Below are 25,097 nucleotides of genomic sequence, written 5' to 3' on the forward strand. Positions count from 1 at the left end.
GGCCATGACGGACCATGCGACCCAGGGGGAGACGGGCCAGCGGGCCCGGTGGCAGCTCTACGATCGGCTGCTGCTGCGGCGGGCGGGCTTCGGCATCGGCCTGCTGACCGCTCTCGGCGACGGGCCGGCGGGTGCCGCGGCCGCGGAGTACCGGGAGGCGGTGGCGCGGTTCGAGCGGAGCCGCGCCGGGCTCCAGGAGGCGATCGCCAAGTCCGTCACCGGCGCCGACCGCGAGCGGGACCGGGCCGGACTGCGCGAACTGTCGAAGCTGCGCGGCCGGGTGGGCCGCCGGCTGCCGGTGGAGCCCGACCCGCGCGGCGGCGACGCGGCATCGGCGGTGACATCGGGAGTGGCATCGGCAGTGGCGTCGGCGGTGGCATCGGCCGTCGACGGCTACCGCGCGGCGCACTCCGCTCAGCAGCGGGCGGGCGAGCGGCTGACCGCCGCGCTGGGTGAGGAGGTGCTGCGGCGGCCGGAGCGGGTCCGCGACCTGCTCCGCGACGAGCGGGTGTGCGACGCCCTGCTCCAGCTGTCGCCGTCCTTCCACACCGAGGCGGTGCGCTGGGTCGACGGCTGGCAGCAGCAGGACAGCGCGACAGGCCGCAACCGCGCCAAGGACCGGTCCTTCTACCGCCGGGTCTACCTGTACGGCCAGCGGCTCGGCGCGAAGAACGAGACGACCAGCTTCTTCGGCCCGCTGGTGCACGGCCGGGTCGACCGTGGGGCCCAGGGCACGGCCCTCGGCCCCGAGACGGCCTGCGGCTACCACGTCCTGGCGGCGCAGACCGCGTTCTGGGCGGTGTGCGAGCTGGCCAAGCTCATCGGCACGGACCCGCAGGTACGGGACCGCCCGCCCGTGGCCTGGATGCCGTCCTGCCGCAGGACACCGGGCGAGGTGCCGGGCGGGACACCGAACAGGACACCGGGCGGGACGCCGGGGACGGGGTCGGGGTCGGGGACGATCCAGTCCGCCGACGGCCGCCGGATCACCCTGTCCGGCGTACGGTGGCAGCTCGCCGAGGCCGTCGACGGCCGGCGCTCCCCCGTCGAACTGGCGGCGCTGGCGGGGCTCGACCTCGCGGAGACGCGCCGGGTCCTGGACCGGCTGCGGCAGGCCGGGGCCGTCCGGCTCTGGCCCGAGCCGCCGTCCACCGCGGCACGGCCGCTGGACTGGCTGGTCTCCTGGGCCGACCGCTACGCGCAGGGCACCGCCTGGCCGGTACGGCTGCGGGAGCTGCGCGACCTGGGCGACGCCTACGCGGCGGCCGACGGCCACCGCGCCCGGGCGGCCGCGCTGGAGCGCGTCGAGGAGTGCTTCACCCGGCTCACCGAGGTCGACGCCCGTCGCGCCGGCGGCCGGATGTACGCGGACCGGCTGGTGGTGTCCCTGGACGCCAAGGGCGACCAGAGCCCGGTGGTGGTCGGTGGCGACGTGGCCGGGCGCTGGGAGTCCGAGCTCAGCCCGGTGCTGGACGTGGCCGCCCGCTACGGCGAGCTCCAGCAGCACGCGGCGGCCGAGCTGTGCGCGGGCATCCTGCGCGAGGCCGGCGGCGGCGCCATGCCGTACGACGAGCTGATCCGCCGGATGCGCTCCTCGGTCGAGGCGGGCGGTCTGGACCGGCTCGCCGGGCCGCTGATCGGGTTCAAGCGGGACTACGCGGCGCTGGTGGAGTCCGCCGTGCAGGGCCAGGAGGCCCGGCTCTCCCCCGCCGAACTCGCGGCGTTCGCGCCCGAGCCCGGCCGGCCCCGTTTCGTCAGCCCTGACCTGATGCTGGAGAGCCGGGAGGACGGCGCCGAGCTGCTGGTGCTGGGCGAGCTGCACCCGTACGTCTTCGCCTGGGGCTCACAGGGGCTGTTCAGCGACGAACAGGACCGGATGCTGGGCGACTTCGCGGCGGGTCTCGAACCGTGGGGCGGCCCCGAGCGGCTGGCCACGGTGATCCGCCGCAGGCGCCACAAGGGCCTGGTGGCCGACTGGTTCCCGGGCCGCTTCATCGAGATCACCTCGGTGGCCACCGACGACCGGGAGCGGACCGTGCCGCTGACCGATCTGAGCGTCGTCCTGGTGGACGGCACGCCCCGGCTGCGCACCCCGGACGGGGAGCTGACCCTGTACGCCGGCGAGGACGACCACGTGCACCTGCGGGCGTTCGCCGCACCCGGAGTGGGGCTGCCGCTGGTGCGGATCGGGGACTTCGCGCCCAGGATCGTGGTCGGCGACCTGCTCGTGCAGCGGGCACGCTGGTGGTTCGACCGGGCCGACCTCGGGGTCGACGCGGCGCGCGACCCCGCCGCCGCCTTCCTCGCCGTCCAGTCGCTGCGGGCCCGGCACGGCGTGCCCCGGTTCTGCTTCGCCTCCCTCGCGCACGAGCCGAAACCGGTCGGAATCGACCTGGACAGTCCGCTGGCCGTCGACGCACTGGTGGCGATGGTGCTGGCCGGTGACAGCGCGACGGTGTCGCTGGCCGAGATGAGGCCGGCGCCGGACGCGCTGTGGCTGCGCCACGGCGGGGCCCCCGTGACCTCGGAGTTCCGGATCGCCATGAAGCGAGCGTCGTCATGACCCACCGATCCGACCGATCCCGCCGATCCGACCGATCCGACCGGTCCGACCGGTCGCCCAGGGAATCGGCGGCGCGGCGGCACGGCTGGGAGCTGCTGCCCACGGTCGTCCTGCGCAGCGCCGGGTTCCCCTGGCAGATGGTCGAGCGACTGTCCTGCGAACGGACCCGGCTGCTCGTCGAGGAGCTGTTCGCCCTGGAGGCCCGGTCGGCCGACGTGGCGTCACGGCTGCACCCGACGGGGCGGCTGTCCCGGGGCCAGCAGGCCAGGTTGCGCGGTCTGCGGCCGCTGCCCGCGTCGGACAACCTGCCCGCCGACTGGCTGGCCGAGTGGAACGCCGCGGCGGAGCGGGTGAGCGCGGTGCGGGAGCGGCTCGCCGCCACCGTCGAGGCCGACACGGCGGCGGTCGACGAGGCGCTCGCCGCCGTCCGCACCGATCCGCGGGTCAACGACGCCATCGTCTGCTCGTCGCCCGCCGTCCACCGCGATCTCGCACGGGGTGCGGCCGGCGGCCGGATCCGGCGCCAACTCGCCTCCTACGCCCAGCGGCTGGCGTCCAAGAGCGAGACGATGAGCTTCTTCGGGCCCATCAACTACGGCAGGCTCGACCCCGGCTCCGACGCCGCCACGGCGCTGGTCTGGGAGGGCCACACCGCGATCCGGGTCCGCCAGGCGCACACCGCGGCCCGGGTCAACGACGCCGTGCAAGGCCTGCTGCTGGGCGATCCGGCGCTGGCCGAGCGGCTGGCGCCGGTGCGCAAGACGATGACGGGGCCACCCCGCGGTACGGGCGTCGGGGCGGCGCTGCTGCGGGAGGCCGACGGCGTACGGACGGTGGCCGGGATCGCGTCCGGGTGCGGCGCCGGCGCCCCGGAGGCGGTGGAGGCGTTCGCGGCCGCCGTGGCGAAGGGGACGCTGACGCACACGCTGTGCCCGCCGGCGACCGTCGTCGACCCGCTGCGCTGGACCCTGGAGCGCATCGACGCCTCGGACCCCGAGACGGCCGCCCACGCGGCCGGGGTGCGGGCCCTGCTGGTGAAGGTGCTCGACCTGCTCGACGGCTACCCGTCGGCGCCGCCCGAGCGGAAACTGACCGTCCAGGCCGAACTGGAGTCGCTGCTGCCCGTCGCCGACCGCTCGGCGGAACGCGGCCGCTTCTACAACGACCGGGTCGTCATCCACGAGGCCGCCGTCGGCACGGCCGGGCTGGAGGTCCGTGGACCGCTGGCCCGCGACATGTGCGACGCCGTCGCGCCGGTGCTCGACCTGCTGGCCCACGAGGCCGAGGCGACCCGCGTACGCACCAACCGGGCGGTCGCGGCCCGGCTGGGGGCGGGACGCATCCCGCTGCTGCGGGCGCTGCGGGAGTGCGCGGACCTCGCCATCGAGCCGGGCGGGGAGCTCGGCGCCGAGCTGAGCCGGGTGATCGAGGCCGCAGGCGCGGACCGGGCCGAACTCGACGTGGCCGGGCTGCTCGCCGTACCGCCACCGCCTGTCGCCCCGGTGCTGTGCTCCATCGACGTCCTGATCGCGGCGCCCGACCTGGCCGGGTACGAGCCGGGGGTGACGCCGCTCGTGCTCGGCGACATCCACGACGCGGCGCTGCTCACCCCGTGGGCGCTGCAGTTCCACCCGGACGCCGCGGCGCTGCTCGCCGAGCGGGACGCCGGGGTGCGCAGGGCGCTGGGCGACCAGCTGGCCGTCAACGTGATCTCGCGCCGTACGACCGGGCTGCCGCCGCTGGAGTTCCCCGGGGTGGTGCTCGAACTGGGCGGCCGGGCCGGCGCGGACCGGGAGCGGATCGGCCTGGACCAGCTGTGGCTGGAGAGCGACGGCGAACGGGTCGTCCTGCGCGGCGACACCCACCCCGGCCGGAGCCTGCTGTTCCACAACGGCGAGCTCGACACCGCCGTGCACACCGCGCTGGCACTACCCCGGATCCGCCGCCCGGTGCTGCCGGACCTGCCGCACGTGCCGCGGCTGCGCTGGGGCAACGTGGTGTTCTCGCGGCGCCGCTGGGCGCTGCCGAGCGCGGCGCTGCTGGAGGCGCACGGCAGCCAGCGGGAGGCCGAGCGGCTGCTCGCCACCGCCCGGCTGCTCCGGGAACGGGGCCTGCCCGACCGCTTCTTCGCCAAGTCACCGGCCGAACGCAAGCCGGTGTACGTGGACGCCGCGAGCCCCGAACTCCTCAAGGGCATGGCCCGGTTGGCGGGCACGGCGGAACAGCTCCTGCTGTCCGAGACGCTGCCCGCGCCCGAGGACGCCTGGCTGCGGGACGGGGAGCTGCGCTTCGCCTCCGAGCTGCGCTGCGTGTATCTGCGGGGCGGTGGTGAGCGGTGACGCGCCGGGTGGTGCTCCCTCCCCTGTTCGATCCGAGTCTGGAACCGGAGCTCGGGCCGGACGACGAACTGATCGATGTGAACGCGTACTTCGTCGCCCGCCTCGCGGGCACCGGGGCACTCGCCGCACTGGCCGAGGACTACGACCTCGGCAGGCGCGGCGGGGCCGACCCCGCGGAGGACCGGACCAGGGCGCTGTTCGCTCGGGCCGCCGCGCAGGTCAGCGCGCAGGTCACCGCGCAGGTCACCGCGCGGGGCGGCCATGTCGCGGGCCGGCTGCGGGCCATGGGCATGGCGCTGCGGCTGGCCGGCGAGGCCGATCCGGCCCTGCGGCTGGCCGCGGACGACGTGGAACTCGTCGGCGGCACCACCGAGTGCGGCGCCGATGTGGTGCTGGCCGCGGAGCGGACCGAGCTGCTGGGGCCCGAGGCGCGGTGGACGCGTGCGGCGGCCCCGGACGGGCGGGTGCACCTGGTGATCGAGACCGATCAGCAACTCCCGGCCGCCGCGGTGCTCCTGAAGGCGCTCGGCCCCGCACGGGTCGTGCTGTGCGGGCGGTTCGCCACCGCGCACCGGGAGGCGCTGCGCGCGCTCGCCCCGTTCTCGGCGGCGGCGGGCTTCGACGACTGGGCTCCGGCCTGGCGGCTGGGCAAGGAGTGGTCGGGGGACGGCACGCCGGTCCGCTGGGTCCGCCGCGCGGCCGACTGGCCGGCCGGCGCCCCCTGGGCGGGCTGGCTGGCCCCGGACGAGGCGGCGGCGCTGCCCGCCGAGGCGTGGCGCGACTGCCGGGGCGCGGCGCTGACCGTGGCACGGCTGGAGTCCTGGGCCGAGGTGACGGGGGCGGACGGCCGCCGTACCGATCTGCGGAGCGTCCTGGACGCGGCGGACGGGGCCCTGCTCCGGGTCGAACTGCTCGTCGGGGCGCCCGGGGTGAGTGTCGAGGAGACGACCGGCACGGCGCGGAGCCTGCTGTCCGGGCCCGGCCCCCGGCTCGCGGGGCTCAGCCCGTTCCGGCTGCCGACGGCCCGGGGCGGCACGGCACCGCAGGCCTGGGGCGGTGTGCCGCTGATCCGGCACCCGGCCCCGGGGCACGACCTGCCCCGCTGGGACCGGTTCAGCGGGCCCGGGACGCTCGACGAAACGGCGCGCACCGCGGCGATCGGCGCGCTCAACGCCGAACTCGGCGCCGTGGCCGACCTGTTCCCCGGCCGGTTCGCCTGCTGCGTGCTCGCCGCACCGGACGGGGCGGCGGTGTGGGAGCCGTCGGCCGCCGTCGTGGCCGGGCAGGGGCCCGGCCCGGACGGCCGGGGCCCGGGTTCGTTCGTGGTGAACCTGCGGACGGGCAGCGCGTTCCGGCTGCACCCGAAGCTGACGCCGGTCGTGGAGCGGCTCTCGTCCGGCGACACCGCCGTCCTGGACCGGATCGGCGACGCGGCCCGAAGGAAACTGACCGACCGGCTGGTCCAGGCCGGTGTGATGCGGAGGAGCCAGTGAGCCGACAGTGGCGCATCGGGCGGGAGTTCATCCTGCGCCATGCGGGAATGCCGTTCGACTGGCTGGAGGAGCTGGGCGCGCCCCGCTCCCTGCTGGAACTCGCGGACGAGCTGCTCGACCGCGAGCGGACCGTCCTGGAGCTGGTGGAGACGCAGTTCGGCGGGCCCCGCGCCGAGTCGCTGCGCTCCGACGTGCTGCGCGGACGGGCGCGGCAGCTGCCGGCGTCCGGCGGGCCGCAGTGGAGCCGGGCGGTGAGCGCCTGGGCCGACGCCTGGGAACGCTACGCGCTCGCCTGCCGGCAGGCCGACGACGAGGCCGGCAAGCGGCTGCGGGACCTGCTGGCGGATCCGGGGGTCTCCGAGGCCGTGTTCCTGTCCAACCCGGACGCGTACCGCAACATGCTGCTCCCGCTGCTGGCGTACGAAGGCCCGCTGACCTCGCGCTGGCGCCGGGTGCGCCGCCAGATGTTCACGTACGTGCAGCGGTTCTGCGCGAAGAACGAGACGGTGAGCTTCTTCGGGCCCATGGCGTACGGCACGGTGGGCGAGGGCGAGGGCGCCGTGCTGCGCGACGACGTGCCCCGCGTCCGCCGGGTGTTCTTCTCGCACTGGGCGGCGCGTGCGCTGGCCACGGCGATCGCCCGGGACCCCAGGATCCTTCCGCATCTCGCGTTCCACTCCACCGGACGGGGTGACGCGGCGCGGGAGCCGCTGCTGCCGCTCGTGGCCCCGGACGGAACGGTGTTCCGCGACGTGGTGCGCGCCGCCGGACAGCCGGCCCGGGACGTCGCCAGGACGCTGATGCGGCTGGTGGCCGAGGAGGCCGTCACCATCGGCCTCGGCGGCGGCGACTACGACCTGGAGCCGCTCGCGACCCTGCGGGACCAGCTCTCCGCGCTGCCCGCCTCACCGGCCCGCGAACTGTGGCTCGGCCGGACCGCCGAACTCTCCTCCCTCATCGACGAGTTGGCGCAGGCGTCGCTGGAGCGCAAGGCGGCCGCCGTCGCCGCCCTGGAGGAGCGGTTCACCGAGTTCACCGGCAGGCCGGCCAGGCGGGGCGCCGGTGCGGCGTACGCCGACCGCGCCGTGTTCTTCGAGGAGTGCGCGTCGCCCTTCGCGCTGACCCTCGGCGCCGGGCTGGTCGGCGACTGGGAACGGCAGCTCGCCCCCGTGATGGAGGTGTGCGCCGCGCACGGCCAGTCCGCCCAGCGCGCCGCGGCGGCCGCGGTGCGCGACGCCTTCACGGACGAGACCGGAGGAGGGACGGGCCCCGCCGGGGCGCCGGCCACGGAGTTGGACCTCCTCACGTACGCGACCCGGGCGGCCGCGAGCCGGTCCGACTCGACCAGCACCTTCCAGGCGGCCCACGCGCCGATCTACCCCGGCGCCGACTGGCGGTCCGAGGTCGAGCGGCTGGCCGAGGAGGCCGGGGCGCTGGCCGGCGACCGGTACGCGGTCATCGACCTGTGCCCCGCGGCGCCGGACGCCGCCGGGCTCGGCGCGGACGCCCCGCTCGTCCTCTCCCGCGCCCACCACCACCTGCTGGTGCGCAGTTGGCTGGGCACGATGCACCCGGATCCGGACCGGCTCGGCGCGGACGCCGCCGCCTGGACGGCGGCGCAGGACGGCGCGGTCGTCGGCCTCGACTTCGGGCGCCGCAACAAGGGCTACTACCGCTTCCCCGGCCGTGAGGTCGCGATGCGTCCGCTGACCTGGACCGACCACGACCAGCCGGAGCTGCTGAAGCCGGAGGACCTCACCGTCCGGATCGGGCCGCACGACGTGACCCTGCTCGATCCGGACGGCAAGCCGGTCAGCGCGTACGTCCCGCTGAGCGACTTCGTCAAGTACGCCCCGATCGCCGCCCTTTCGCATCCGCAGGTGCTCCACCCCACCTTCACCACCGAGGACGCGCAGCCCGAAGTGGCCCTGGGGTCGGTCGTCCTGCAGCGGTCCCGGTGGCAGGTGCCCACGGCGGCGCTCGCGGCGCCGGAACCCGAAGCTCGGTTCCTCGCGCTGCGCAGGCTGGCCCGGGAGACCGGAACGCGGTTCGTCTTCTGCCGCAGCGCCCATGAGCGCAAGCCGTACCTGATCGACCTGGCCTCGCCGCTCGCGGCGGACCTGATCAGCCATGTGGCGCGCGGCGCCGAGCAGTTGGGCGTGGAGCGGATGGCGCCGGGGCCGGACGAGCTGTGGCTGCGCGACGGCGAGGGCCGGCGCTACACCAGCGAGCTGCGGATGCAGATCATCGGCAGCGACGACAGCAGCGGCACCAGCGATGGGAGCAGCACGCGATGACGCACACCACGCTCTTCGCCGAGCACTCGCTGCGGATGCGGGCCGACGTGCTCCCGGACGGCGCCGTCTCCACCGAGCGGACCTCGGTGCGCGGAATGAGCGTCGAACGGCACCTCGACCGGGGCTTCACCGAGCACCGCTTCGCCGACGGCGACGACCTGCTGGCCTCGGGCGCCGCCGGGGCGGGCCCGGAGGCCGCCGACGCGCTGCGCGCCGTGCAGGAACGGCCGCTGTTCGAGCTGACCCCCGAGCTGCGCGCCGAGCTGGCCGGGATCGCCGCCGAGACCGGCGCGGAGCTGACCCTGGGTGTGGCCCAGCAGCACGTCGCCGCCGGCAGCGCGGACGGCGTCGCCACCACGGAGCGGATCGTCACGACCCTGGAGACCAGGCTGACCGGCGACGACGGCACCGTCCACTCCCGGTCGCTGCTGTGCGCCCCCGCGGGCTCCGATCCGGGCGGGCTGAGGGAGGCGGCCGTGCGGACGGCCGACGCGGTGCGCGAACGCCTCGCACTGCCACTCGCCGCCGAACTCCCGGACGGCGCCGACCTCGTGCTGCTGCCCGGTCTCGCCGGGGCGTTCTTCCACGAGATCGTCGGGCACCCGATGGAGGCCGACGTGGTCGCGTCCGGAACGAGCTACCTCGGGGCGCGCGCCGGGCGGCCGGTCGCACCCGGGTGGCTGTCGGTGCTCGACGGCGGGGCGCACGACGGGCCGGGCTACCGCAGCCCGTTCGACGACGAGGGCACCCCGTGCCGCACCCTGCGGCTGATCGACCGGGGCACGGTGGGGCGGCCGATGACCGACCGGGCGCTCGCCGCCCTGCTCGGCGGCGGCCCCGGCACGGGCCACGGGCGCAAGCAGAGCTACCGGCATCCGGCGATCCCCCGGATGACCCACACCGTGGCCCTGATCGAGGCCTCGGCCGAGCCGGAGCCGCCCTCGGGCGACTGGATCGCCCCGTACGGGCTGCGGCTGGACATGATGAACATCGCCTCGGGCGCCTTCGTCTTCCACGCCCCGTTCTCGCTGCTGCACCGCGCCGACGGCAGCACCGCCCGGCTGGGCCCGCTGACGGTGACCGGTGACGGAGCGCGGGTGCTCGCGGGCCTGCGGCCCTACGAGCACCGGGTCGCCGCCTACCTGCGGGCCACCGGGGGCTGCGGGAAGCTGGGGCAGTACCCGGTGCCGGTGTCGTTCGCCAACGCCGGATTCCGGCTGCCGGCCGGACTCGTCGGGCTGCGGGCGGTGGCCCGTGGCTGAGACCAGGACCCGTGCCTCCGGAATCGTCACGCCCACCCGCGGCGCGGCGCGGCTGACCGTCTCGCTCGACACCCTGCGCCTCGAACGGGACGCGACGGGCCGGGTCACCGGCTCCCGCCGGGTCGCCGGGTCGCCGGACCAGGACGCGGGCAAGGAGACCGGGCTGCTGCTCACCGAGGCGGCCGAACGAACCGCGTCGGCCGTCGCCGGGCTCCAGAGCGCGGTGGCGCAGGTCCACGAGTGGCGTGACGGCGACGGCCTGCCGGTGTCCAGGCGGGCCGAGTTGCTGGCCCGGGTCGAGACCCCCGGCGGCCCCGTGCTGCTCGGCACCAGCGGCCCGGGGGATCCGGCCGGGCTCGTGGAGGCGCTGCCCTGGGACGAACTCGGGGCGCTCTCGGCGCCGTTCGTCCCGGCCGACCCGCCTGAGGACTGGCGCGAGCGGCCGCTGCTGCTGCGGCCCTCCGCGGCGTCGGTGCTGGTGGCCGGTGCGGCCTTCTCGCTGACCTCGCGCGGAGGCCGCGCGACCGCCGCCCGGCTGGCGGGGCGGCGCATCCTGCCGCAGCTGACCCTGACCGACCTGCCGTCGGCGCCGCCCGGATCGGGGCCGGACGGGCCAGGGCAGGACGCTTCGGGGCTGGACGACCGGGGTGACCCGGCGCTGCCCACCGTCCTGGTCGACGGCGGCCGGATCTGCCCGCCGCCCCCGCTCGCCGAGGGCATCGCGCTCGGCCGGGCCGTGTGGGACCACGACACCGGCGGGTTCGGCCCGCCGCCGCTGGCCCGGCTCGAACTCGACGGACCCCGGGCCGAGGTGCCCCCGGACGCGGTGGAACTCGTCTGGTGCGTGGAGGGCCTCCAGCGCTACCACGGCGACGGCACCGTCCGGCTCCAGTGCCTGGCCAGGGTCGCGGACCGGCCCGGCGGCTGGTTCCGCCTCGCCCTGCGGGGCAAGCCCGTCCACCTGCTGCGCCGGGCCCGCGGCCTGGCCGGCCCACCCATGGCTGTCCACAGCGACAGCGACGTGACCACCCGCTCGCTGGTACTCGCCGGCGCGGCCGAAATGGAAGGTGCAGGACATGCCGTCGTCACCGTCATCACCCCCTGACTTCACGCTCGTCGGCGGAGGGATCGTCGGCGCCTGCCTCGCCGAGGAGTTGAGCGACAGCGGGGCCTCCGTCCGGGTGCTCGACTCCGGTGCCGAACCCGGGCACTCGACCAACCGCGCGGCGGGGGTGGCGGTTCCCTCGCTGCGCTACCTCACCGACCGGGAGTTCTACGACTGGCTGCGGACCGCCAAGCGGGACCTGGACGCCGACGTCGCCCGGCTGGAGCCGGAGTACGGCGCGTTCAGCGTGGCCAGGCCCATCCTGCGCGCCCTGCGCGAGACGGACGTGCAGGCCCACGGCGACGTGCTCAGCGGGCTCGGCGTCGGCGACTGGGTGGAGGACGGCGCCCTCGCGCAGGCCGCGCCCGGGCTCAAGCTGCCCACCAGCAGGCGCTACCTCCTCGACCCGGACGGGCTGATGATCGACGGCCGCCGTTACCTGGACGCCGTACGGCGCCGGTGCCTGGCCCGGGGCGTCGACTGGCAGCAGGGCGTCACGGTCCGGGAGGTGCGCGAGGAGGGCGCGGCCGTCTCGGTGGTGACCTCCGACGGGACGCTCCGCGCGGACCGGGTGGTGATCACCGCCGGCGCCTGGAGCTCGGGCAAGGGCCTGGCCGAGGCGACCGGAGTCCGGCCGCAGCGCGGGCAGATGGCGGTGCTGCGGACCGACGAGGAGCTGAACTGCATCCTGTCCTCCGCCTACTACCTCGCGCCCGGGGTCGGTGACGACGTCATCGTCGGTGCGACGGAGGAGGACACCGGGTTCGCCGAGCACGTGACCACCCAGGGCATCGCCAACCTGCTGCGGTTCGCCACGACCGTCATGCCGGGGCTCGCGGACTCGGTGCCCGTGGAGCTCCGCGCCGGACTGCGCCCGGTCTCCGGCACCGGACGGCCGCTGGCGGGCGCACTGCCCGGCCACGAGCGGATCTTCCTGTCGGCCGGCCACGCCGGGCACGGGCTGCTCTCGGCGCGCGCCACCGGCAAGGGCATGGCGGCCGGCCTGGTCGGCGACGACTGGGAGGCCCTGCCGTACAGCATGTGCCCCTCGCACGCCCTGGGCGGTGCCTCCTGATGCGCATCGACCACGTGATCCTCGGCGCGCGGACCATCGAGCCGCTGCGCGAACTGCTGTGGGACCAGTACGGGTTCGGCATCACCGACGGCAGCCCCAACCCGGACGGCACAACGAGCTGGGTGGTGCCCTTCGACACGCCCGACGTGCAGTACCTGGAGCTGCTCGTCACCCACGACGAACGGCGGCTGGCGGGCGAGGACTTCGGCCGGCTGTTCCTGGAACGGACGGCGGACGGGCCGGACTTCCTCAACTGGGCGGCGCTGACCGACGACATCGAGTCCACCGCACGCGAGGTGGAGGCGGTCACCGGCGCCGATCCGGACCTCTTCCGCGGCGAGTCGGTCCGGGCCGACGGAGGGAGCGTGCCGTGGGCGGAGGCGGCGTTCGACCTGTCGTGGCGCAGCCGGGTGCTGCCGTTCTTCCTGAGCTACGGCGACCCGCGGGCGCGCGCGGCACGGGTGCCGGGCGATCTCCGGGCGGCCGGGCACCGGGTGTGCCCGACGTCGCTGCGGCGCCTGGAGACGGGCCCGGCGCCGGAGCGGGACTGGGCGGACCGGTGGCCCGGACTCGCCGCGCTCGACGTCCTCGTCGACCCCGCGGCCGGCCCCCGCATCACGGCGGTGCACGTCGACACCGCCGAGGGCGAGACGGTGGTGCGGCTTCCGTGACCCCCGCACGCCCCGCACCCGCGGGGGCACCGGGCGGCCCCGGCCGCAGCACCGCCGCGGCCGGGGCGTCCGGGCCCGCCCGGCCGGGCAGGTCCGGCCGGCGGCGGTCAGCCGGCCGTGCGGCCCGCGTCACGACGAGCCGCGTGGGCCGTGAGCAGCCGCTCCCGGGCCTGGTCGTCCTCGGCGGCCTGCACCGCCGTCCAGGCCAGGGCGACGGACGCCTGGAGCAGCGCCCGGTCGGCGGCCGGGGCCACGCAGGCCCGGGCGAACTCCGGCTGGTGGTTGACCGCGCCGCCGCTGTCGATGCCGATGCTGGGGTGCACGCTGGGCAGGACCCGGCTGACGTTGCCCATGTCGGTGCTGCCGGTGGGCATCGCGCGCTCCTCCTCCGGGGACACCAGGGGGCGGCCCAGTTCGGTCGCCGCCGCCCGGTAGGCCGCCACCAGGAAGGGATCGTGGGCCAGTTCGGCGTACGCGGGTGTCGAGCGGACCTCGTGGGTGCAGCCGGTGGCGACGGCGCCGCCCTCGAAGCAGGCCCTGACGCGCGCTTCCAGGCGCCCCAGGGACTCCATGTCGGCGGCCCGCAGGTTGTACAGGGCGCTGGTGTGCGCGGGGACCACGTTGGGCACCTCGCCGCCCCGGGTCACGATGCCGTGCACCTGCTGCCGCGGCTCGAAGTGCTGGCGGCCCACGCCGACGGCGACCTCCGCCACGGTCAGGGCGTCGGCGGCGTTGACGCCCAGGTGCGGGGCGAGGGCGGAGTGCGACTCGCGCCCGGTGTAACGGACTTCGAGCTCGACCAGGGCGAGGGGGCGGGGAGCGCAGTTGTCCTCGGGGGCCGGGTGGACGAGCATCGCCATCGACACCTCGTCGAAGACGCCGGCCTCCAGCATGGCGATCTTGCCGCCGCCCTCCTCCTCGGCCGGGGTGCCCAGCACCATGACGGTGATGCCGAGGTCGTCGGCCACGTCCCTCAGCGCCAGGGCCGCGCCCACCGACGAGGCGGCGATGATGTTGTGGCCGCAGGCGTGGCCGAGGCCCGGCAGCGCGTCGTACTCCGCGCACAGCCCGACCGTGAGCGGGCCGCTGCCGTAACGGGCGGTGAACGCGGTGTCCAGGCCGCCGACGCCGGACACCACCTCGAACCCCTCGTCCCGCAGCAGGCCGCTCACCTTGGCGGCGCTGCGGTGCTCCTTGAACGCGGTCTCCGGCTCGGCGTGAATACTCCTCGACAGCGCTATCAGTTCGTGCTCGTCGCGTTCGACGCTTTCGCGACAACCACGCATGATCCGAGACGAGATTCGCATCTTCTCTTTCCCCTCCGCATGACCGGGATCGCCGCCGGCCGGATGACCGGACAATTCCCTGGCCTTTTCCTTCCTACCGGAGTCTCCGACGAAAAGCGAGACCAGTCTGGAGAATTGACATGGCGTCACTGACGGATTCACCGAAAGCTCCACCGACGACGTCGCTGACCTGGAACGTGCGGGCGGGCGCCGGGGAGCTCTCGGTCGAGACGATGCCCTGGTCGCTGCTGCGCGCGACCGGCTTCCCCGCCGGACTCCTGGACGGGCTCGCGTCCGAGGAACTGCTCGGCACCGCCGCCGGGGTGCTCGCGGCGGAGCAGGCCGTCGCCGCCGAGCGCGCGCACTTCCTGGACCAGCTGTGGCCGGGGCTGCGCAAGGCCGTACGGACGGTCGAACCGCGCCAGCGGTCGCTGCGCGCCCTGCAGAGCTGCCGCCGGCTGGTGGACGGGGGCGCGCCCCTGGACGAGCGGTGCGCAGCGGTCCTCGCGGCGACCGGCGCGCCGGACTGGGCGCCCCGCTGGAACGCCCTGGTCGCCGCGCTCGACGAGCGGCTGGCGGCGGCCGGGACCGAGTTGGAGGCGGCCCTGCTCCGGGCCCGGCTGCACACCGCGCGGGCCGCCGGCCGCGAGGACTTCGGGCACGCCGTGTTCGTGTCGAACCCCTCGTTCCACCACACGGCCCTGGAGACCCCGCCGCTGACGCACCCGGGCTGGGCGCAGGCGCGGGACGGGGGCGGCGCCCTGCCGCAGACCCTGCGCCGCCGGGTCGACACCCTGCACCGCTACCTGCGCCGGTTCGCCACCAAGTGCGAGACCGTCTCGTTCTTCGGCCCGGTGCTGTTCGGCCGCCTGGTGCCGGAGCAGGAGGAGACCCTGCTGATCGGCGCGCCCGGCCGCGAGAAGGTCGTGGTGGAGGCGAGTGCCTGGCTGGTGGAGGAGCTGCGGGAGCAGGCCGCCCGCGAGGTACCGCTGACGCGGCAACGGGTGTGGCCCAGTCCGCTGTTCCGCCGGCCGGACTCGTCCCCGGTGCTGGAACGGGCCGTCGACGGGCGCAGGTTCAGGGTCGCGGGGCCCGCGCTGGCGCTGTGGGGCGCCGCCGCCGCGGCGCCGGGGAGCCGGCTCGACTCGCTCCTCAGCGCCGCCGGCCCCGTGCCGACCCCGCCCGGTGCGGGGTCGGACGACGCGTACGCCGCCGGGCTGGTGAAGGCGCTCGGGCCGGCGCTGGTCGTCTCCCCCTGGCGGCTGCCGGCGACCGAGCTGCACGCGCTGACCAGGCTGGCGGCCGAGCACCCCGCGGACCCGGTGGTCGACCTGGCGGAGGTCCGCGACACGTACGCGCGGGCGCCCTGGCCCGAACGGGCGGCGCACCTCCTCGCCGTACGGGCGGCCCGCGCGGCGGACGGCGGGCGGGTCTCGCAGGACAGCGGACGGCACTACGCCGACCGCGAGCTGTTCCACGAGGACAGGTCGAGTCCGCTGAGCGAGCGCGTCGGCTTCGGGGCGCCGGTCGTGGAGCGCATCCGGGAGGTCACCGAGGCGGTGTTCCCGCTGGTGTTCCTCGCGGCGCTGCTGGCCAGGGAGGACGCCCGCGACGCCCTGCGCGCCGAGCTGGCGGGCGCCCCGGCGCCGCTCGCCGCACTGGCCGCACGGGAGATACCCGCTCCTTCACCGCGCCGCGACCGGCTGGACGCCGTGCTGCGCCGCCTGGTCGGGCGGGCCGTGGCGGCCGCGGGAACGGCCGACGGCCGCCCCCCGGTCGTGGAGCTGAGCGGCGGCGAACTGGCCGAGGCACTGGCGCCGCTGTGGGACACCGTGACGTACGGCCCCGACGACGCCTGCCTGCCGAGCCCCGACCTGATGGTGGCGGGACCCGACCCGGCCACCGCCGACTGGGTGCTCTCGGAGCTGCACGACGACTGCAGCTCGATCTTCGGCGGGCTGGAGCGTCCGCTGCACAGCGACCCGGACGGGCTGTGGGCCGGCTTCACCGAGCGGGTGGCGCGAGCCGTGCCGCCCGGGAGCGCCGCGACCATCGTCTCGCGCCGGCGCAGCGCCCATGTGACCCCCGAACTCCCCGGTGCCGCCATCGAACTGAGCGGCCTCTCGGGCAAGGACCGGGCCGACGTGGCGCCGATCGCGGACGCCGTCGTGCCCGCTTCGGCCGACGCGGTGGTGGTGGACGGGCGGCGGCGGCTGCTCTACCCCGGCGACCTGTCGTCGACGCTGCACCGCGCGGTGTCCCGGCCCGCGCTGGTCCCGGTACCGGTCGACCTCGGGGCGTACACCCCCAGGATCGTGGTGGACGGTGTCGTGGTCCAGCGGGCCCGCTGGCGGCTGAGCATTCCGGAAAGGGCTCCGGAGAAAACCGCGGACACCGTCACCCAGTGGTTGTCCGTGCAACGGCTCCGGGCCGCCCTGGGAATGCCGCGCCACGTCTACGTGAAGCATCCGGCCGAGCCCAAGCCGCTGTACGTCGATTTCGCCGATCCGCTGTCGGTGATCGATATCGCGCGACTTCCCGGAGGGGAAGTCGTCGTGTCCGAAATGCTGCCCACCCCGGACCAGTTGTGGTGGCGCGTGGCGGACGAAACGCATTGTGCCGAATTCCGTCTCGGCTGCATCGTGCGGCCGGTGACGTCCGACAATCCGCCGACCCCGGAACAACAGGAAGAGAGCGCGTCATGACCGAGGACCTCCGCATCACCTCACTGGTGAGGGACGCCTACGACAAGGCCGCCGAGCAGTACGACTCCGCCGGCCAGATGATCTTCCACCCGCTGGGGAAGATGATCGCCGACACCCTGGAGCTGTCGCCGGGCGAGCGGGTGCTCGACATCGGCTGCGGACGCGGCGCCTGCCTGTTCCCGATCGCCCACGCGGTGGGCCCGGAGGGCTTCGTGCTCGGCATCGACCAGGCCCAGGGCATGGTCGACGCCTGCACGGCCGACATCACGGCCCGCGGCGTCGCCGGCCGGGCCCGCGCGGAGCTGGGCAACGCCCAGGACTTCGCCTTCGCCGAGCCGTTCGACGCGGCGAGCGCCGGGATGGTCCTGTTCCTGCTGCCGGAGGCGGAGAAGGCCCTGTCCTGCGCCGCCGCGGCGCTGCGCCCCGGGGGCAGGTTCGCCGCGACCACCTTCCCCACCGAGAACGGCAGGCTGGCCGCCGGGTGGGAGTCCGCCGAGATCCTCGCCGGAGTGCTCGCCAAGCACCTCCCCGAGGGGGTGGACGACCCGTGGCAGGTGGTCCTGGGCCTCGGCGGCCCGCTGGCCGGTGAGGAGTCCACGGCCGCCGCCTTCCTCGCCGCCGGCTTCAGCGATGTGCGGATCCGCCACGTCCCGGCGGACTCCCGCTTCGAGACCATCGACGACTACCTGGCGTGGACCAGGACCGTGACCACCCGCGTGCAGTGGGACCTGGTGCCCGCGGAGCGGGTGGCCGAAGCGACCGACGAGGCGCGCGAGGCGCTGCGGGTGCTCGCGGGGCCGGACGGCTCCCTGGAGTTCTCCTGCCCGACCAGGACCGTGCTGGCCGTTCGCTGACGGCACGACCACGACCGTCTACCAAGCGCTGAACACAGAGCCGAGAGGTGCGATGACATGGCTCCTGACACGACCCCTTCGCTGATCCGTCCGCTGTCCGAACTGCTCGGCGGACACGCCGCCCGGATCGGGGACAAGGTGGCCTTCGCCGACGCCCGGCGGGGCGTCGGCTACCGGGAACTGGATCTGCGGACCTCTCGGCTCGCCGGCCGGCTCGCCGCGCTGGGACTGGAGAACGGCGGCCGGGCCGCCGTCCTCATGGGCAACAGCGTGGAGATGGTGGAGAGCTGCCTCGCCGTCATCCGGGCGGGCGGCATCACCGTGCCGCTGAATCCGCAGGCGTCCGAGGCCGAACTGGTCCACTTCCTGCGGGACTCCGGGGCGTCGGTGGTGCTGTGCGACCCGGCACGGCTCGACGTGCTGCTGCGCGCGGTGGCCGCGTCCGGCCTGCCCCGGCCCTCGATCGTGCTCACCGGCAGCTCCCCCGGCACCACTGCTTCCGACACCACCGGGTACGACGTCACCGCGTACGAGGCGCTCGCGGGCACCCCGTACGACGGGCCGGCGCCCCAGGAGAACCCGCTCGACGCTCCGGCCTGGATGCTCTACACCTCCGGCACCACCGGCCGCCCCAAGGGGGTGCTCTACTCCCTGCGCAGCTCGCTGTGGCTGGTGGAGGCCTGCCACGTGGGTGTGCTCGGGATGACGCAGGACGACCGGCTGCTGTGGCCGATGCCGCTGTTCCACGGCCTGGGCCAGAACCTGTGCGTCATGGCGGTCGTGGCCGTGGGCGCCGGCGCCCGGCTGATGAGCGGCTTCGCCCCTTCCGAGGTGCTGGACGCCCTGCGCGACGACGGGGTGACCTTCCTCGCCGGGGTGCCGACGACGTACCACTACCTGCTGGACCGCGCCCGCCAGGAGCACACCCGACTGCCGTCGCTGCGGCTGGGGTTCGTCGCCGGTTCGGCCGGCGGCGCCTCCCTCGGCAGCCGTTTCGAGAAGGCCTTCGGGGTCCCGCTGGTGGACCAGTACGGATCGACCGAGACCGGCGCGATCACCTCGAACCGGCCGACGGGCGACCGGACGGCCGGGGCGGCCGGGCCGCCCGTTCCGGGCGTGGACATCCGCCTGGTGGACGGCGGTTCCGGTGCCGAGGTGCCCGACGGCGAGCAGGGCGAGGTCTGGGTCAGCGGCCCCAACCTGATGCTGGGCTACCACGGGCAGCCCGACGCCACGGCGGAGGTGCTGCGGGACGGCTGGTACCGCACGGGCGATCTGGCCCGCCGGGACGCCCTCGGGCAGGTGACCCTGACCGGCCGCCTCAAGGAGCTGATCATCCGGGGCGGCGAGAACATCCACCCCGTGGAGGTCGAGGACGTGGTGCGCACGGCGCCGGGCGTGGCCGACGCGGCGGTGGGCGGGGAGCCGCACGAGGTGCTCGGCGAGGTGCCCGTCGCGTACCTGGTGCCCGGCCCCGAAGGCGTCGACGTCCAGGCGCTGTTCGAGCACTGCCGGACGCGGCTGTCCTTCTTCAAGGTGCCGGAGAAGGTGTACGCCGTCGCGTGCGTTCCGCGCACCGCGTCCGGGAAGGTCACCCGGCACCTGCTGGCGGCCGCGGACCCCCGGTTGCTCGGCACGGCGTCCACCGGCGGGCCCGGGGAGCGCGGGGAACAAGGGGAGCGCGGGGAGCGCGGGGCCGCGTCCGACCGGGGCGAGTGGGCGGGCCGTCTCGCGGCGCTGACGGCGGCCGAGCGGGCCCGGACGGTGCTGGACCTGGTCCGCGCCGAGGTGGCGCTCGCGCTCGGCGTCGAAGCCGAACGGGTCGCGCCCACACGGCCGTTCGTGGACCTCGGCCTCGGTTCCCTCGCCGTCGTGGCGGTCGGGCGGCGGCTGTGCGCGCTGGTCGGGCTGCGGCTCCCGGCGACCGCGGTGTTCGACCACCCGACACCCGCCGCCTTCGCGGACCGGCTGGTCGCGGAGCTGACGGAGCCGTCGGAGTCGACAGAACCGTCGGAGCCGACGGAGCCGGCGGGCACCCGCACGGCCGCCGAAGCGTTCCCGGCCGAGCGTACGGCCCCCGCGGGGCCCGACCCGGACGGCGCCGAGCCGATCGCCATCATCGGCATGGCCTGCCGCTTCCCGGGCGGGGTGGAGTCGCCCGAGCAGCTGTGGGACCTCGTCGCCGCAGGCCGGGACGCCACCTCGGACTTCCCCGCCGACCGGGGCTGGGCACTGGACACCCTGTTCGACCCCGACCCCGACCACCCCGGCACCAGCTACGTCTCGCGCGGCGGCTTCCTGGCCGACCCGTCCGCGTTCGACGCCGGCTTCTTCGGCATCGCCCCGCGCGAGGCGGCGGCGATGGACCCGCAGCAGCGGCTGATGCTGGAGGTCGCGTGGGAGGTCTTCGAACGGGCGGGCCTCGACCCGACCGGCCTGGCCGGCTCGGAGACCGGTGTCTTCGTCGGCACCAAGGGCCAGACGTACAGCACGCTCGCCGCGCCCGGATCCGAGTACGAGGGCCATCTCGGCTTCGCCACCTCGGGCAGCGTGATGTCCGGCCGGGTCTCCTACACCCTCGGTCTGCACGGCCCCGCCGTCACCGTCGACACGGCCTGCTCGGCGTCCCTGGTGGCCCTCCACCTGGCCTGCGGCTCCCTGCGCTCCGGCGAGTCCCGGCTCGCGCTCGCGGGCGGGGTCACGGTGATGTCCACCCCGGACGACATGATCACCTTCAGCAGGCACCGGGGCCTCGCCCCGGACGGCCGGGTGAAGGCCTTCGCCGGCGCGGCGGACGGCACCGCCTTCGGCGAGGGCGCGGGGGTGCTGCTGCTCGAACGGCTCTCGGACGCGCAGCGGGCGGGCCACCAGGTGCTCGCCGTGATCCGGGGCAGCGCCGTGAACCAGGACGGCGCGTCCAACGGGCTCACCGCGCCCAACGGCCGTGCGCAGCAGCGGGTGATCCGCCGGGCGCTCGCCAACGCCCGGGTGGCCGCGCACGAGGTCGACCTGGTCGAGGCCCACGGCACCGGGACCATGCTCGGCGACCCGATCGAGGCCGAGGCGATCCTCGCCGCGTACGGGCGCGGCCGGGACCCTCAACGGCCGCTGTGGCTCGGCTCGGTGAAGTCCAACATCGCCCACACCCAGGCCGCCGCGGGCATGGCCGGTGTCATCAAGCTGGTGGAGGCGATGCGGCACGCCGTGCTCCCGGCGACCCTGCACGTGGACCGGCCGTCACCGCACGTCGACTGGTCGTCGGGGGCCGTGCGGCTGCTCGACGAGGCGCGGCCGTGGACGACCGCCGGCGGACGGCCCCGGCGCGCCGGGGTGTCCTCCTTCGCCATCAGCGGCACCAACGCCCATGTCGTCCTGGAGGAGGCGCCGCGCTCCCCCGCGGCCGAGGAGGCCCCGGCCCCGGTCCCGTCCGGTGAGACCCCGGCCCCGGTCCGGGCGCTCACCGCCGTGCCGTGGCTGCTGTCCGCGAAGTCCCCGGCCGCGCTGCGCGACCAGGCCCGCCGGCTGGAGTCGTTCCTGCGCGCGGCGCCCGGGCGGGATGCCGTGGACGTGGGGCGCACCCTGGCACTGTCCCGGGCCGGGCTCGAACACCGGGCCGCCGTCGTCGCGGACCTCGGTCGCGGTGCGGACGGGGTGGAGGGAGTGCTGCGCGCCCTCGGCGCGCTCGCGGAGGGCGAGCCCGCGGCCGGACTGACCACGGATCACGCCGGTGCCGCCCGGACCACGGCGTTCCTCTTCACGGGCCAGGGCTCCCAGTGGGCGGGCATGGCCCGTGAACTCTACGAGGCGTTCCCGGTGTTCGCCGAAGCGCTGGACACGGTGTGCGACCATCTGACGCCGCAGGTACGGCAGTTGCTCCTCGCCGACGGAGACGCGGCGGACGACGGGCGCATCCACCGCACCGGCTTCGCCCAACCCGCCCTGTTCGCGCTGGAGGTCGCACAGTTCGCGCTGCTGCGGTCCTGGGGGGTGCGTCCCGACGCGCTCGCCGGCCACTCCCTCGGCGAGCTGGCCGCCGCGCACGTCGCCGGGGTGTTCTCGCTGGCGGACGCGGCCGGACTGGTCACCGCCCGGGGCGAGTTGATGCAGGCGCTGCCCGAAGGCGGCGCCATGATCGCGCTGGAGGCCACCGAGGACGAGGTCCTGCCGCTGCTCTCCGGCCAGGAGTCCCGGCTGGGGATCGCCGCCGTGAACGCGCCCCGCTCCGTCGTGGTCTCGGGCGACGAGGACGCCGTGGCGGAGGTCGCCCGGGCGGTTGCCGAACGGGGCCGCAGGACCAAGCACCTGACGGTCAGTCACGCATTCCATTCGCCTCGGATGGACGCGGTGCTGGAGGAGTTCGAGGCCGTGGCCCGGACCGTCACCTACCGTGCGCCGGACGTGCCGCTCGTCTCCACGGTCACCGGCGCCCTCGCCGGTGCGGAACTGCTGACACCCGCGTACTGGACCGGGCAGCTCCGCTCGGCCGTCCGGTTCGCCGCCGCGGTGGGGACCCTGCGGGAGCGGGGCACCGACACCTTCGTCGAACTGGGCCCGGACGCGTCCCTGACGGCCCTGGTGCGTCAGATCGCCGACGACGCCGACGCCGACGGGGGTGACGGGGGTAACGGAGGTGGCCGGCCGAACGACCACCGTGCGCTGCCGGTCTCCCGGCGCGACCGGCCCGGTGCCGCGACCGCCGTCGGTGTCGCCGCCGCGCTCCACGCCGCCGGTGTCCCGGTCGACTGGGCGGCGTTCTTCGACGGCACCGCCGCCCGCCACGTCACGCTGCCGACCTACGCCTTCCAGCGCAAGCGTCACTGGCTGCCCGCACTCGCCGCTCCCGCCGTGTCACCGGCACCGGCCGTGGCCAAGGCGGAAGTTGAGGAAGCGGCCCCGTCCGGGCGGGTGCTCAAGCCGGGTGAGCGCCCGGAGGTCGCCGCCCGCCTGGCCGGCGTGCTCGCCGGACTGGACGAGGAGAAGCAGCTGCTCCACATGATCGACCGGATCGCCACCCGGGTCGCGGCCGTGCTCGGCCACGACAGCGCGGACGCCGTCGACCCCGACGTGCCGTTCCTCGAACTCGGCGTCGACTCCCTCATGGCCGTGGAGATGCGCAACCAGTTCAGCGACTTCTGCGGGGTGAGCCTGCGCCCGACGCTCGTCTTCGAGCACCCGACCCCGGCGGTGCTCGCCGACCACCTGCTCGCGAAGGTACTGGCCGCGGTGTCCGCCACCCCGGGCGTCGACGAGGACGCGGTGGACTTCGCCGCCGAGGTCGTCCTGGCGGCGGACATCTCCCCCGCCGACGAGGTGATCCGGGTCGCGGACGACCCGCGGGAGGTGCTCCTCACCGGCGCGACCGGGTTCCTGGGCGCGTACCTGCTGCGCGACCTGCTGCGGACGACCCGTGCGACCGTGCACTGCCTGGTCCGCGGGGCCGACGAGGCGGACGCGTGGGCGCGGCTGCGCAAGAACCTGGAGTGGTACGAGTTCTGGGACGGCATCGACCCGGACCGGCTGTCCGTGGTCGTCGGCGATCTCGCCCGGCCGCTGCTCGGGCTGGACCCCGAACGCTTCGACGCGCTCGCCCGCAGCGTGGACAGCGTCTACCACGCCGCCGCGACCGTCAACGGCCTCTACCCGTACTCGGCGTTGAAGGACGCGAACGTCACGGGCACCGCGGAGATCCTGCGCCTGGCCGCGCGGCACCGCACCGTGCCCGTCCACCACGTCTCGTCCACCGGCGTGTTCGCCGCGGAGGCGGTCCCCGGGCAGGCCCTCCAGGTGACCGATCCGCCGGGCCCCGCCGAGGCACTGTCGTCCGGCTACCGGCAGACGAAGCTGGTGGCGGAGCAGATCATCGAACTCGCCAGGGGGCGGGGCCTGCCGGTCTCGGTCTACCGGGTGGACGAGATCTCCGGCGACTCGGAGCGCGGCTTCTGCCAGACCCACGACTTCGTCTGGCTGAGCATGAAGGGCATCGTGCAGGCCGGTGCCGTACCGCAGGATCCCGCCGGCATCTTCCACCTGGTGCCGGTCGACCACGTCAGCGCGGCGATCCTGCGGCTGTCCCGCGACGACCGGGCGGCGGGCCGCAACCACCACCTCGCCAACGGGACGCACCTCCCGTTCTCCGCGATGACGGAATCCCTCCGCTCCCTCGGCTACCGCCTCGACGAACTGCGCTGGGACGCCTGGGTGCGGCGCATCCGCGCCGACCGCGACAACGCGATGGTCCCGATGATCGACGCCTTCGAATCGACCATCTACAGCGGACGCAACCACTACCTGTCCGTCGACACCTCGCAGACCCGGGAGCTGCTGGCCGGTACCGGCGTCGACTGCCCGCCGATGACGCGTGAACTCTTCGAGAAGTACGTCGGGTTCTTCGTCCGCGTCGGCTACTTCCCCGAACCGGGCGCCGGCCGCGATGCCGAACCGGGCATCGGCCGCCTCGCCGAACCGGGCGCCGGTGACCTCCCCGGCGGCGACGCCGTGGACGGCGGCGCGCAGGCCCTCCGGGTCCGGGAGGCGGCGTGGGAGGACCTCCCGGCGATGGCGGGCATCTGCTTCGAGGCCTTCAACACCCTGAACGCCTCGCTCGGTCTCGCCCCGGAGTGGTCGTCGGTGGACGAGGTGACGGAGATGTTCCGGGACCGGCTCGCGGCCCCGGGCTGCCTCGCCTACGCGGCGGTCGACGGCGCGGGCTCCGTGACGGGCTCCAACTTCCTCGTCCTGGGCGAGTCCGTCGCCGCCTTCGGCCCGCTCAGCGTCGCGCCCGACGCGCAGGGCGGCGGTGTGGGCCGACTGCTGATGGACGAGGTGATCGGCGCGGCCGCCCGGCACGACCGGGGCTCGGTCCGGGCCGTCCAGGTGACCAACAACCTGGGCGCGTACCGGCTCTACTCCTCGCTCGGCTTCGCCCCGTACGAGCAGCTGTCCCTGGTCGCCGGGTACGCGCCACCCACCCCCGCGAACATGGCGGGCTTCACGGTGCGCGCGATGACCGAGGACGACGTGCCCGCGTGCCAGGCGCTGTACCGCTCCGTCAACGGCCACGCGCGGGACGGAGAGATCCACATGGCCGCCAAGCGGGCCTTCGGCTGGTCGCAGCCGTACGTGGTCGTCGACCGGTCGAGCGGTGCGCTCGCCGGCTACACCACGGGCCTGTCCGACCTGGGCCACCTGACGGCGGTCTCGGAGGCCGCGGCACGGGCGCTGTACACGGGCGCCGGCGAGCTGATGCGCCGGGCCGTCCCCGACGGCGCGCCGCCCCGGCTGCGCATCCCGGGCCGGCTGCTGCCCGAGACCCTGAGCTGGGCGTTCCGCACCCGGGGCATCACCCTGGAGCGGCTGGAGACGCTGGTGGTGCGCGGCTCGTACACGGCGCCGCGGCAGGGGGTGTACTGCCCGGGGCTGTCCTACTGAGCCAGCCGTCCCCACCGAG

At 75.4% G+C, this 25,097-nt stretch carries 12 protein-coding genes; 11 read left to right on the top strand and 1 reads right to left on the bottom strand.

Annotation, left to right across the window (positions count from 1 at the left end):
- Positions 1-4 precede the first annotated feature (4 nt).
- From ACFVTF_RS10490 to ACFVTF_RS10525, 8 genes are read left to right on the top strand one after another with little or no spacing between them, the layout of a single operon-like run.
- The gene (locus ACFVTF_RS10490; RefSeq protein WP_387811753.1) at positions 5-2,563 is read left to right on the top strand and encodes a hypothetical protein; all 2,559 of its coding nucleotides are present in this window, start codon (positions 5-7) and stop codon (positions 2,561-2,563) included.
- Positions 2,560-4,902, top strand: coding sequence for a lantibiotic dehydratase (locus tag ACFVTF_RS10495; protein WP_387811756.1), 2,343 nt, complete (start codon positions 2,560-2,562; stop codon positions 4,900-4,902). Before ACFVTF_RS10490 ends, ACFVTF_RS10495 begins: the two co-directional genes overlap by 4 nt.
- An 8-nt stretch (positions 4,903-4,910) precedes the next feature.
- Complete coding sequence (locus ACFVTF_RS10500) at positions 4,911-6,395, top strand: hypothetical protein (RefSeq protein ID WP_387811759.1); 1,485 nt, start codon at positions 4,911-4,913, stop codon at positions 6,393-6,395.
- On the top strand, positions 6,392-8,692 hold the full coding sequence (locus ACFVTF_RS10505; protein ID WP_387811762.1) for a lantibiotic dehydratase: 2,301 nt from the start codon (positions 6,392-6,394) through the stop codon (positions 8,690-8,692). The genes ACFVTF_RS10500 and ACFVTF_RS10505 overlap by 4 nt, the downstream gene beginning before the upstream one ends.
- Complete coding sequence (locus ACFVTF_RS10510; protein WP_387811765.1) at positions 8,689-9,954, top strand: metallopeptidase TldD-related protein; 1,266 nt, start codon at positions 8,689-8,691, stop codon at positions 9,952-9,954. Before ACFVTF_RS10505 ends, ACFVTF_RS10510 begins: the two co-directional genes overlap by 4 nt.
- Positions 9,947-11,059, top strand: coding sequence for a hypothetical protein (locus tag ACFVTF_RS10515; RefSeq protein WP_387811768.1), 1,113 nt, complete (start codon positions 9,947-9,949; stop codon positions 11,057-11,059). The genes ACFVTF_RS10510 and ACFVTF_RS10515 overlap by 8 nt, the downstream gene beginning before the upstream one ends.
- Positions 11,031-12,134 carry an NAD(P)/FAD-dependent oxidoreductase gene (locus ACFVTF_RS10520; protein ID WP_387811771.1) on the top strand — a complete coding sequence of 368 codons (1,104 nt, stop codon included), beginning with the start codon at positions 11,031-11,033 and terminating at the stop codon, positions 12,132-12,134. Before ACFVTF_RS10515 ends, ACFVTF_RS10520 begins: the two co-directional genes overlap by 29 nt.
- Positions 12,134-12,805, top strand: coding sequence for a VOC family protein (locus tag ACFVTF_RS10525; protein ID WP_387811774.1), 672 nt, complete (start codon positions 12,134-12,136; stop codon positions 12,803-12,805). Before ACFVTF_RS10520 ends, ACFVTF_RS10525 begins: the two co-directional genes overlap by 1 nt.
- 107 nt (positions 12,806-12,912) lie before the next feature.
- Here the strand turns inward: ACFVTF_RS10525 and ACFVTF_RS10530 are convergent, their stop codons facing one another.
- Positions 12,913-14,112, bottom strand: coding sequence for a M20 family metallopeptidase (locus tag ACFVTF_RS10530; RefSeq protein ID WP_387811776.1), 1,200 nt, complete (start codon positions 14,110-14,112; stop codon positions 12,913-12,915).
- Between the two features lie 119 nt (positions 14,113-14,231).
- Here ACFVTF_RS10530 and ACFVTF_RS10535 point away from each other — a divergent pair, with 119 nt between their 5' ends.
- The 3 genes from ACFVTF_RS10535 to ACFVTF_RS10545 are packed head-to-tail and all read left to right on the top strand — an operon-like array spanning position 14,232 to position 25,078.
- Positions 14,232-16,796: a lantibiotic dehydratase gene (locus ACFVTF_RS10535; protein ID WP_387811779.1), complete on the top strand. Its 2,565-nt coding sequence runs from the start codon at positions 14,232-14,234 to the stop codon at positions 16,794-16,796.
- Entirely contained in the window at positions 16,793-17,650 is an 858-nt protein-coding gene (locus ACFVTF_RS10540) for a class I SAM-dependent methyltransferase (RefSeq protein ID WP_387811782.1), read from the top strand. Before ACFVTF_RS10535 ends, ACFVTF_RS10540 begins: the two co-directional genes overlap by 4 nt.
- Positions 17,651-17,707: 57 nt before the next feature.
- Positions 17,708-25,078 carry a thioester reductase domain-containing protein gene (locus ACFVTF_RS10545; RefSeq protein ID WP_387811785.1) on the top strand — a complete coding sequence of 2,457 codons (7,371 nt, stop codon included), beginning with the start codon at positions 17,708-17,710 and terminating at the stop codon, positions 25,076-25,078.
- Positions 25,079-25,097 lie beyond the last annotated feature (19 nt).

The sequence above is a fragment of the Kitasatospora sp. NPDC057940 genome (genome assembly GCF_042887425.1).
Taxonomy (GTDB): Bacteria; Actinomycetota; Actinomycetes; order Streptomycetales; family Streptomycetaceae; genus Kitasatospora.

Bases quoted from the DNA above. Each gene is read 5' to 3' on its own strand.
- ACFVTF_RS10490 (WP_387811753.1), top strand. From the start codon at position 5: ATGACGGACCATGCGACCCAGGGGGAGACGGGCCAGCGGGCCCGGTGG.
- ACFVTF_RS10495 (WP_387811756.1), top strand. From the start codon at position 2,560: ATGACCCACCGATCCGACCGATCCCGCCGATCCGACCGATCCGACCGG.
- ACFVTF_RS10510 (WP_387811765.1), top strand. From the start codon at position 8,689: ATGACGCACACCACGCTCTTCGCCGAGCACTCGCTGCGGATGCGGGCC.
- ACFVTF_RS10520 (WP_387811771.1), top strand. From the start codon at position 11,031: ATGCCGTCGTCACCGTCATCACCCCCTGACTTCACGCTCGTCGGCGGA.
- ACFVTF_RS10525 (WP_387811774.1), top strand. From the start codon at position 12,134: ATGCGCATCGACCACGTGATCCTCGGCGCGCGGACCATCGAGCCGCTG.
- ACFVTF_RS10530 (WP_387811776.1), bottom strand. From the start codon at position 14,112: ATGCGAATCTCGTCTCGGATCATGCGTGGTTGTCGCGAAAGCGTCGAA.
- ACFVTF_RS10535 (WP_387811779.1), top strand. From the start codon at position 14,232: ATGGCGTCACTGACGGATTCACCGAAAGCTCCACCGACGACGTCGCTG.
- ACFVTF_RS10540 (WP_387811782.1), top strand. From the start codon at position 16,793: ATGACCGAGGACCTCCGCATCACCTCACTGGTGAGGGACGCCTACGAC.
- ACFVTF_RS10545 (WP_387811785.1), top strand. From the start codon at position 17,708: ATGGCTCCTGACACGACCCCTTCGCTGATCCGTCCGCTGTCCGAACTG.